Below are 10,096 nucleotides of genomic sequence, written 5' to 3'. Positions count from 1 at the left end.
GTGCTGGTGGTCGACGACGGGAGCCCCGACGGTACTGCTGATCTGGCCGAGGCGGGGGGCGCGGAGCAGGGAGGGGTGTCCGTCATGCGGCGGGCGGGCAAGCAGGGGCTCGGCTCCGCGTACCGGGCCGGGTTCCGGCACGGGTTGGAGCACGGCTACGGGGTGATGGTCGAGATGGACTCCGACCTCCAGCACGACCCGGCGATGCTCCCGGCGCTGATCCACACGGTCCGCGACGGAGCCGACCTCGCCATCGGCTCCCGGTACGTCCCCGGTGGCCAGGTTCCGGGCTGGACGTGGTCCCGACGCTTCATCTCCCAGGGGGGTAACCGGTACGCCTCGATCGTGCTCGGGATGCCGGTGCGCGACTCGACGGCGGGGTTCCGTGCCTACGGGGCCGATGCCCTGGCCCGGATCGACCTGGACTCGATCAAGGCCGACGGGTACGGCTTCCAGATCGAGATGGCCTACCAGGTCATGCGCAACGGCGGGCGTATCGTGGAGGTTCCGATCACCTTCGGTGACCGCCAGCGTGGCACCTCGAAGATGTCCTCGCGGATCGTGTTCGAGGCTTTGCTGTTGGTGACGTGGTGGGCGCTGCGGGACCGCGTGCTCCGGCCGCTGGCCAGGCTCCTCCGGCGGCGAAATGCACCCTCCGCGGTCTGAAGGGCACGAAGCGTATATGGGCGGCCGAGGATTTGACGAAGGTCCCGTGGCCGGAGGCTTCCGTGGACGGCTGCCGTGGCTCATACTGGGGCCGTGACCGCCTCGACGCTCTCCGTCATCCCGCCCGAGCGCCTCGGCGCGTTGCTCCGTGCGACCCGACAGCAGCGCGCGCTGACGCTCGCCGACGTGGCGGAGCGCTCCCGGTTCAGCCCGAGCGAGCTCGCACGGGTGGAAGCAGGCGAGCGGGCTCTCACCGAGGCGGAGGTCAGTGCGGTGCTGCGGGCCTACGGCATCGACGAGGCGAAGCTCGTCCCGCCGAGGGGCGAGCTCGTCGTGGATCTGTCCGACCACCAGCTCGCGGCGGGAGGCCAGGTGCGAACGCTGGCCGGTGAGGCGCCGACCGCCGACGAGGTGCTCGCCACCTACCTCTCGCTCGTCTACACGCTACGCCACGCGGTGCCCGGGACCCCGCTCGTCCTGCGGGACGCCGACATCGCGGTGCTCTCGCGGGCGCTCGAGTTGGCTCGACCCGAGGTCGAGCGGCGCCTGCACGACCTGATGGTCGATGCCGACGGCGCGGTCCGCGAGCGGGCCCGAGGTCTCCGTTCGCGCCTGCTCCTCCCAGCGATCGGCGTGGCGTTGGCCGCCACAGCCGCCGGCGGCCTCCTCGTGGTTCGAGCCGTCGCCAGCGATCCCCCGAGCGATCCCACCGTGGAGGTCGGCCCGGCCGCAGAGCCGGCCCCGCTGTCCGAGGAGCAGCCGGTGGTGGTGATCGGGGAAGGTATCCCGGTCGATCAACTGCCACCCGGGGCGGTCAACCTCGGCGTGCCGCAGGTCGCCGAGCGCGGCCCCGACGGATCGGTCCGCCAGGGGCCCCGGCAGCCCGCCACGGCCACCTCGCCTGAGGCCATCCTGCCGGATGCCACGACCACCACCACGTGGCTGGTCCAGGAGGGCCCTGTCGGGGACCTGAAGCCGGGCGAAGTGCGCCTCGGCGAGGCGCAGACCATCGAGAACTCCGACCAGCAGCCCTAACCCCGGTACGATCCGCCCGTGCTCCGGCGGTTCCGTCACCTGCTCGTGGTCCTCGTCGCGGCCGCCGTCCTCGCGGGTTGCGGCGCCGATGCGAGCGAGCAGGGCAGCGCAGGGACCGCGGACCCGCTCGGGGGCGATCTGGCCGTGGACCGCGCCCTCGATCGCCGGGGCGCGGCGGACGTGACCGTCGAGGTCGCCGACAACGTCTTCGAACCTCGCGCCGTGCGTATCGATCCCGGCTCGACCGTGACCTGGACCAACACCGGCCAGAACACCCACAACGTCATGCCCGCAGAGGAGGGTCGCTTCGAACCGGTTCCGACCGGGTCGCTCGATCCGAAAGCCAGCGCCAGCCGCACCTTCTCGGTACCAGGTGTCTACCGGTACTACTGCTCGATCCACGGCACGGCGACCCGCGGCCAGCGGGGGGTCATCGTGGTGGGGGACGAAGGCCTGTAGTGTCCCCACGCACGACACGGGGGTGGGGAGCAATGAGGGACAGGACGCATCTGTCGAGGTTGGCGGCCGTGTTGGCCGTGGCGCTGCTGGCGCTGGGCTGCTCGTCGAGCTCGACCGGAGGGAGCACCGGTACCTCCGAGCCGGCGGCCAGCGGAGCGGTGCTGCGGGTGCCCCAGGACCATCCCACGATCCAGGCCGCGGTGGACGCCGCGCAGCCCGGCGACCTGGTGCTCATCTCACCGGGCGTTTATCACGAAGGGGTGGTGGTGCAGACCGAGGACATCGTGATCCGCGGCCTGGACCGCAACGAGGTGATCATCGACGGTGAGTTCACCCGCGACAACGGGATCAAAGTGTTCGCCGACGGTGTGGCGGTCGAGAACCTCACCGTCCGCAACAACACTGGCAACGGCTTGTTCTTCACCGGCGACTACGACAGCGACTATGTGCTCACGGGGTACCGGGCCAGCTACGTCACCGCGTACAACAACGGCGACTACGGGATCTACGCGTTCAACGCCCGGCTCGGGATCATCGAGCACTCCTACGGGTCCGGGCACCCGGACTCCGCCTTCTACATCGGGCAGTGCAACCCCTGCGACGCGATCATCCGTGACGTGCTGGCCGAGAACAACATGCTCGGCTACTCCGGCACCAACTCCAGCACCAATCTGTACCTGATCAACTCCGAGTGGCGGAACAACATGATCGGCATCGTGCCGAACAGCCAGGACAGCGAGAAGCTCGCTCCGCAGGGCCACATGGTGATCGCCGGCAACTACGTCCACGACAACAACAACCCGGAGGTGCCGATCAACAACGACACCTACCGGCTGGCATCGGGCACCGGCATCATCGTCACGGGCGGCGTGGAGAACCTGGTCACCAAGAACCGGGTCGAAGGGAACCTGCGGGGCAACATCGCGGTGATCCTGTGGCCCTTCCGTGACCCCGGGCTGCCGCCGTTCGAGGCCATCGGCAACCGTGTGGTGGGGAACATCGCCCGGGGGGCGACCGGTATCGGTGACCTGGTGCTCTGGCTCGCCGACTCCAGCCAGGGGGTCCAGGGGAACTGCTTCGCCGACAACGACTACCTCACCAGCTTCCCCGCCGACATCGAGCAGGTCGCGCCCTGCGGGGCGCCCGGCGGCAAAGACCTGCCGGACATCGACCTCGACAAGCTGGCGATGGGTCCTCCCGGCGTCGACTACAAGAGCGTGGTCGCGCCGCCCCCGCAACCGAACATGCCCGATGCCGCGACGGCCCCGGCCCGGCCTGCCACCGATATCGTCATCGACGTCGACGTGGAGGCGATCGCCTTACCACCAGGCAAGGACTGAGCACGGCCTCGGGTGCGTCGGGGGCTCGAGCGGGCACAATGCAGGCCGTGCGTGAGTGGCTGGTCGGTGGCGCGCTGATCGAGGGCCCCGGGGGGCTGTTGCTGGTGTGCAACCGGCGCCGCAACGGATGGCTCGACTGGACACCCCCCGGCGGGGTGATCGACGAAGGTGAAGAGCTGCTGGCCGGCCTGACTCGGGAGGTAGAGGAGGAGACCGGCCTCTCGGTAACCCGGTGGGTGGGGCCTCGCTACGCGGTGGACGCTGAAGCGCCCGGCCTCGGTTGGCGGCTCCGGGTGGAAGCGTGGCTCGCCGCGGAGTATGAGGGTGAGCTCCGGGTGGACGACCCCGACGGGATCGTGGTGGATGCCTGCTTCGTGGACCCGCTCGCGTGCGGCGAGCGGCTCCGGGGCGGGCACCGGTGGGTGGTGGAACCGCTCGGGGCGTGGATCGAGGAGCGCTGGGCGGACACCCGCACCTTCGGGTATCAGGTACGCGGAACCGATCCCCGCTCGCTGATGGTCACGAGACGGTGATCTCCGGCCCCGCGATGACCTGAGCGGGTTCTGGACAGAGCTGGCACACTGGAGCTGAGAGGTCCGGCGAGCACGGGGGGTGACTCGCATGCTGGTCCGCAACATCCTGCACCGCAAGGGTCGCTGGGTGGCCACCATCCCGAGCGGGGCGCCCGTCAGGGAGGCAGCCCGGGAGCTGTCCCGCCACGGCATCGGCGCCCTGGTGGTGTCCGACGATGGCCGGACGATCCGGGGCATCCTCTCCGAGCGGGACATCGTCCGGGGGGTGGCCGAGGAGGGGCCTGCTTCGCTTGAGCAGCCTGTGTCGTCGCTCATGACGAGCGGGGTTCACACCTGCCGGCTCGATGACACCATCGACTCGCTCATGGCCGTCATGACCGAACGGCGGTTCCGTCATCTGCCGGTGGTGGAGGGGGGTGAGCTGGTGGGGATCGTGAGCATCGGCGACGTGGTCAGCCGGCGGGTCGACGAGCTGCAGACGGAAGCCCGAGCCCTCCACGACTACATCCACAGCGGGCGGTAGCAGCGCGAACGCCGCCTGCGGCACGGACAGGTGACGGGGGGGGGTCCGCGTTGAGGCCACCCGGAACCTGTGGGAAGATTGCCCGACACCGGAGCCCCGGTCTGAGCATGGAAGGGGGGTGGAAGCGGTGCCGCTTTCCGAGGACGAGCAGCGGATCCTCAGCGAGATCGAGCAGCAGCTCTACGAGAGCGATCCCGCTCTGGCCCGCGACATCGCGGACACCACGGTCTACACCCACGCCGCTCGGAACCTGAAGTGGGCGGTGCTCGGCTTCGTGGCGGGCACGTTGATGCTGGTGCTCACGCTGGCGACCCATTTCCTGCTGGCGTTCGCCGGGTTCGTCGTGATGCTGCTGTGCGCGCTGGCCATCGAACGCAACGCCCGGCGCATGGGGAAAGCCGGCTTGCAACAGATCACCCAGTCGATGCGCGCGGCCGGCCTGCGTGACGCGTTCGGTAATGCGAACCAGCGCATGCGCGATCGCTTCCGCCGCGACGACTGACCACGGCCTCCCTCAGGAACGCAGTGCGAGCCGCGGGTCGAGCCGGTCGAGCACGGCCCGATGCCGGGGCAAGCGCCGGGAGACCGTACGGGCAAGGTTCGCCACGAGCAGCTCGGCGCGCTCGGGGCGCGACTGATCGAGGGCGAGGGTGGAGAAGGTGGCGGCATCCGCGTCCGCAGCCAACGCGATGATCGCGGTGGCATGTTCGGGCAGCGCCGCGGCAGCGCGGGTCGCGAACTCGTTCGAGGTCTCCGTCGGTCGGCGGACGATGCCCAGGCGGCGCAGCTGCACGCTGAGGTCCCGCCATGCCAGTCGCACCCTCGCATTGGGGTCGCGAGCCGCGGCCAGCCTCCTCCGCCGACGGAGGGCAGCCGTGCCGGCCATGCCGATGGCGTACAGCCCGGTGAGGGTGGCCAGGGCCAGCGCGGCCCGAGCGGGGTGGTGCCTGGCGTAGGCGAGAGGCTCGGTCCACGGCGACGGGCTGGAGGGGCTCGGTGAGTCGGTGGAGCCCGGCTGCTGGAGGGCCGCCAGGTCCTCGGGTGAGAGCCGCTCGTCAGGCTGGCTCACCTGCGGGATGGTCGGGTCGGTGGTGGCGACGGGCGTGGTCGTGGAGGTGGTGGGCTCGGGGCTCTCGCCGTCCGCTTGCGCCGGCCGGATCCCGGCATAGCCCATCCCCGGCGCTCCCCGGCCCGGGGTCGGCTCGAAGGCGACCCACCCCACCTGCTCGCCGAGCCACACCTCGGGCCAGGCGTGGGCGAAGCGGCCCCGGACGAGGTAGAGGTTCGGGTTCGACGGATCCTGCTCGCCCCAGGTGAACCCCACCGCGACGCGCGCCGGTAGACCGATGGAGCGGGCCATGGCGGCGTAGGTGCCTGCGAACTGCTCGCAGTAGCCCCGGCCGCTGTCGAGGAACGCGTCGATCGCGTCGTCGCCGTGGCCCGGTGCGGGGGAGAGGTCGTAGACGAACCGGTGGTCGTCGGTGGCGAAGACGCCCTCGTCACGGAAGAACGCCTGCAGGGCCATCGCCTGTTGGTAGGGCGTGGTCGCACCGGCCGTGGCGACTGCCTCTCTGGCGAGTCGCTGCGCCTTCCGGCTGAACCCGCTGGGTAGCTCGAGGTACCCCGCGAGCTCCGCCGGGATCGGCTCAGCGGGCCGGTCGAGCTGCTCCGGGGTGGGCTCGGGGATCTCCGAGACCACCTCGTAGCGGAGATCGTCCGAGCTGGGATAGGCGGTGTCGACGATGAGGGTGGCCGAGTCCGGTTGGTAGCGCACGCGGGCCTCGGCGTCGACGGCCACCGGCTGGTAGGCGGCGGGTAGCCAGAGCGCCGACAAACCGAGGATGGAGAACCGCTGCCGCACCGGGGCGGAGGTCACCTCCGCCGGGAGCTGTGCCGGCAGGGCACCGCTCGCTTCGCGGTAGCGGCCCCCTGAGCGCCAGATCTGGCCGTCGAACGTGTCGAGGGATGTCAGTCGCCAGTAGGCCTTGCGATCCGCTTCGACGGCGAACACGACGAGGTCACGCTGGTCGACCAGCCGCTGGCGGATGTCGACCAGGGGGCTGACGGTGACTCGGGACGACGGCCCGCCGTCGCCCGCCCGCCAGTCGATGAGCGCCGGGGCGGTCGCCCCGGGCAGGCGCGGCCCGATCACCACTCCGGCCAGCACCGCGGCCGCGACCAGGGCCCCGCCCGAGCGCAGGAGCCACCGGCTGCCGCGGTCATCGTCGCTGGTGAGCCAGCCCGGGCGCCGCTCGAGCCGGGCGACCCGGTGGGCCAGCACGAACAGCAGCACGGCGAGGCCGAACGCGACGGCGCTGGTGGTCCGCTGCTGATCGGCGCCGAGCAGCGCCCCGAACACGAAGAGGGTGGTCGCCGGCACGATCGCCTCGATGGGGGACCACAGCCGGAACGCAGCCCAGTCCGCGAGGAACACGGCTACGAAGATGGCCAGGCCGCACGCCAGCAGGAAGCCGCTGCGTCCGGGCACCGGGGCGGTGAGCTGCTGGAAGGCGGCCCAGGATTCACCCAACTCTGCTGACACCACCTCCATCGTGCGGCTGGTGGGAAGCAGGAAGGTCGTGGTCTCGGCGAACCAGATCGCTCCGGCGAGGAGGAGGAACCCGGCGAGCGACACGACAGCCGAGGTCGCGACTCCCGCACCCCGGCGGCGCAAGGTCATCGTGGCGAGGTGCGCGTACGCGCCCACGGCCACGAGCGGCCAGAAGAACGACCAGCCCTGGAACAGGCGAGCGAAGCCGAAGATCACTGCCAGGGTGACCCCGGCGAGCGCGAGCTCCGCGAGCGGCAGGTGGGCCGGGCGGCTGGTCGGGGCACTCACCGTAGGATCCGTTCGTGAGGAGCCCATCGGTCCGGATCCTCGTCGGCGTGGCCGCGCTCGGTGGCACGCCACCGACCTGGCTCCTGACGCCGGGCGCGCACGGCGCGGTTCCAGGCCTCGGCGAAGGACTGGTCCGCGCTGACCCGGACGAGGGTGCTGCCGGATCGGGGGAGCAGCGCCGGGTGGCTGTCCGGCTCGGTGCCACCCCACGATGACGGTTCGAAGCTCACGATGGTGACGGAGCCGAAGCGACCGCGGAGGCGGGTGAGGCGGTCGAGGTCCTCGGGTGGGGCCAGCGCGACCACCACCACCAGTGCCCCGCCGCCCGACGAGCGGGCCAGGCGGTCGAGGACCCGGCGGTAGTTCGCCTCGTTGGTCATCTCCACACTGGCGAGGTATTCGAGCATCGACTCCACGTGCGCATGCCCTGCGGCGAACCCCGAATCGCTACCGTCGGTGGACAGCAGCCGCACGAGGTCCTGGCGCCCGCTGCTGGCGGTGACGATGCTGGCCGCGGCCGACACCACCAGCTCGAGCGACTCGGCGGTGTTGGTCGCGCTCCGCACGTCGAGCAGCACCGTGGCCCGCCCCTGCCAGGGCAACTCGTCCTGGCGGACCATGAGCTCGTCGTGGCGAGCGGTCGATGGCCAGTGCACCCGCCGCAGGTCGTCGCCGACGACGTAGGGCCGCAGCGCATAGAAGTCTTCGCCGCCGCGGCCGAGCGCGTTCGGGTGCTCGGCGCCCGCCATCGGGTCGTTGCCGGTGGTCTGGGGCACCGGTTTGATCTGATCCACGTGGGGATACACGGTGAGCTGGGTGACCTCGGAGGCCCGGGTGGCGATCGAGGTGAGCCCGAAGGGGTCTGACAGCACGACCTCCAAAGGTCCGATGGTGAGGATGCCCCGCCGCTCCGTCGGGAGCCGGTAGGCGGCGCGTGCCGCGCCGGTGGGGGGAAGTGGCGGCACGACGAGGTTCGCACCGCGGGTGCCGGATACGGCGTCGTGCAGGTCGAGCAGCGGCGAGCGCCTCCGGCCTCGGTTGGTGACCACGAGCTCGACCCGGCTCGGCGAGCCGGCGTGGACCCGCGAGGGGTGCAACTCCCTGGTGACTTCGATGGCCAGCGGGGTGAGCCTGGCGTAGGCGGCGGCACCCGCGACCAGGACCCCGAGCATCGCGGCCAGCACGTAGAGCTCCTCGGCGCCCGACAACCGCCCGCCGACGGCGCTGAGCCCCGCTGCGAGCAGGGTGAGCCAGCCGCGGCGGGTGAGCATCGGCAGGTGCTCAGCCGCTCGTCGGGACGGGGACGTGGGCCAGCAGCTCCGCCAAGGCGTCGGCCGAGCTGATGCCTTGCAGCTGTGCCTCCGGGGTGACCAGCAGGCGGTGGGCCAGCACGGGCTCGGCGAGGGCTTTCACGTCGTCGGGGACGACGTACGCGCGACCGCCCGCCAGCGCCCGGGCCCGGGCCACCCGCTGGAGGCTGAGTGTGGCCCGGGGTGACATGCCGAGGGCCAGGTGGTGGTGGCGGCGGGACGCGTTGGCCAGCTCCACCAGGTAGGCCTTGATGCTCGGTGCCACGTGCACCGTGCGCACCGCATCGATCATGGCTTCGACGTCACGCCGGGTGGCGACCGGTCCGACCTGATCGAGCGGGTTGTGGTCGCCGTGGGTGTCGAGAACCTCGAGCTCGGCTTCGCGGCTCGGATAGCCGACCGACACCCGCATGAGGAACCGGTCGAGCTGGCTCTCGGGCAGCGGGTAGGTGCCCTCGTGCTCGATCGGGTTCTGGGTGGCGATCACCATGAACGGTGGACCGAGTGGGTAGGTGACGTTGTCCACCGTGACCTGGCCCTCGGCCATGGCTTCGAGCATCGCGGACTGGGTCTTGGGCGAGGCCCGGTTGATCTCGTCACCGAGCACGATGGAGGCGAAGATCGGGCCGGGCCGGAACTCGAACCGGCTGTCCGACCGGTTCCAGACGGTCACCCCGACGACGTCGGAGGGCAGCAGGTCCGGGGTGAACTGCACTCGCCCGAAGGAGCAGTCGATGGAGCGGGCCAGCGCCTTGGCCAGGCTGGTCTTGCCCACCCCGGGCACGTCCTCGATGAGCAGGTGACCCTCCGAGACCAGGCAGAGCAGCACCAGGTCCACCACGTCGGCCTTGCCCTGGATGGCCTGTTGCATGTTCGCCGAGATGGCCTCGAACAGCTCGGCGAAGGTGGCCGTGCGGGCGGTCTCCTGTGTCGCCAACGTCGCTCCTGTGGGGTCGCGTGCTCAGATGTCAGGTTAGGCGGCAGCTACCGTCGCGGCGATGACGGGACCGGCGGCGCTCGCGATCGACATCGGGGGCACGAAGATCGCCGTGGGGCTGGTCGACCGTGACGGAGCGATCCTGTCCCGTGAGCAGATGGCCACCGCCGGGCATGCCGGCCCGGAGGAGCTCTTCGAGGCGCTGGTGGCCCTGCTCGATCGCCTCGGCTGGCGGGGCAGCGGTCATGACGTGCGCGTCTGCGGCGTGGGCTGCGGTGGTCCGATGGCGCCCGGGGGCGTGACGGTGTCACCGCTGAACATCCCGGTGTGGCGAGAGTTCCCCCTGCGTGAGCGCCTGTCGGAGCTGACCGGCCTCGATGTGTGGATCGACAACGACGCCAAGGCGCTGGCGCTCGCTGAAGGATGGCGGGGGGCGGCATCGGGGGTCGGGAAC

General features: G+C 71.0%; 11 protein-coding genes. 8 read left to right on the top strand and 3 right to left on the bottom strand.

Annotation, left to right across the window (positions count from 1 at the left end):
• From V7004_RS13710 to V7004_RS13680, 7 genes are all read left to right on the top strand, one after another.
• The coding region (locus V7004_RS13710; RefSeq protein ID WP_334144669.1) for a polyprenol monophosphomannose synthase at window positions 1-666 on the top strand (666 nt) is incomplete at its 5' end.
• Between the two features lie 93 nt (window positions 667-759).
• Entirely contained in the window at window positions 760-1,701 is a 942-nt protein-coding gene (locus tag V7004_RS13705) for a helix-turn-helix domain-containing protein (protein WP_334144667.1), read from the top strand.
• An 18-nt stretch (window positions 1,702-1,719) separates the two neighbouring features.
• Complete coding sequence (locus V7004_RS13700) at window positions 1,720-2,160, top strand: cupredoxin domain-containing protein (protein ID WP_334144666.1); 441 nt, start codon at window positions 1,720-1,722, stop codon at window positions 2,158-2,160.
• 68 nt (window positions 2,161-2,228) lie between these two features.
• Complete coding sequence (locus tag V7004_RS13695) at window positions 2,229-3,500, top strand: hypothetical protein (RefSeq protein ID WP_334144664.1); 1,272 nt, start codon at window positions 2,229-2,231, stop codon at window positions 3,498-3,500.
• Window positions 3,501-3,547: 47 nt separating this feature from the next.
• Complete coding sequence (locus tag V7004_RS13690; RefSeq protein ID WP_334144662.1) at window positions 3,548-4,033, top strand: NUDIX hydrolase; 486 nt, start codon at window positions 3,548-3,550, stop codon at window positions 4,031-4,033.
• An 88-nt stretch (window positions 4,034-4,121) separates the two neighbouring features.
• On the top strand, window positions 4,122-4,556 hold the full coding sequence (locus V7004_RS13685; RefSeq protein WP_334144661.1) for a CBS domain-containing protein: 435 nt from the start codon (window positions 4,122-4,124) through the stop codon (window positions 4,554-4,556).
• A gap of 118 nt (window positions 4,557-4,674) precedes the next feature.
• The gene (locus V7004_RS13680; protein WP_334144659.1) at window positions 4,675-5,058 is read left to right on the top strand and encodes a DUF3040 domain-containing protein; all 384 of its coding nucleotides are present in this window, start codon (window positions 4,675-4,677) and stop codon (window positions 5,056-5,058) included.
• A 12-nt stretch (window positions 5,059-5,070) separates the two neighbouring features.
• Here V7004_RS13680 and V7004_RS13675 read toward each other — a convergent pair whose 3' ends face one another.
• From V7004_RS13675 to V7004_RS13665, 3 genes are read right to left on the bottom strand one after another with little or no spacing between them, the layout of a single operon-like run.
• Window positions 5,071-7,395: a transglutaminase family protein gene (locus V7004_RS13675; protein ID WP_334144658.1), complete on the bottom strand. Its 2,325-nt coding sequence runs from the start codon at window positions 7,393-7,395 to the stop codon at window positions 5,071-5,073.
• Window positions 7,392-8,666 carry a DUF58 domain-containing protein gene (locus V7004_RS13670; protein ID WP_334144657.1) on the bottom strand — a complete coding sequence of 425 codons (1,275 nt, stop codon included), beginning with the start codon at window positions 8,664-8,666 and terminating at the stop codon, window positions 7,392-7,394. The genes V7004_RS13675 and V7004_RS13670 overlap by 4 nt, the downstream gene beginning before the upstream one ends.
• A gap of 10 nt (window positions 8,667-8,676) precedes the next feature.
• Window positions 8,677-9,576 (bottom strand): AAA family ATPase, encoded by a 900-nt coding sequence (locus tag V7004_RS13665; protein WP_442968069.1) that lies wholly within the window; start codon window positions 9,574-9,576, stop codon window positions 8,677-8,679.
• 127 nt (window positions 9,577-9,703) lie between these two features.
• Between V7004_RS13665 and V7004_RS13660 the strand changes: the two genes are divergently transcribed.
• The coding region (locus tag V7004_RS13660; RefSeq protein ID WP_334144655.1) for an ROK family protein at window positions 9,704-10,096 on the top strand (393 nt) is incomplete at its 3' end.

It is taken from the genome of Rhabdothermincola sp. (assembly GCF_036846205.1).
Classification (GTDB): domain Bacteria; phylum Actinomycetota; class Acidimicrobiia; order Acidimicrobiales; family Acidimicrobilacustridaceae; genus Rhabdothermincola.
This window is presented reverse-complemented; position numbering and strand designations above follow the sequence as displayed.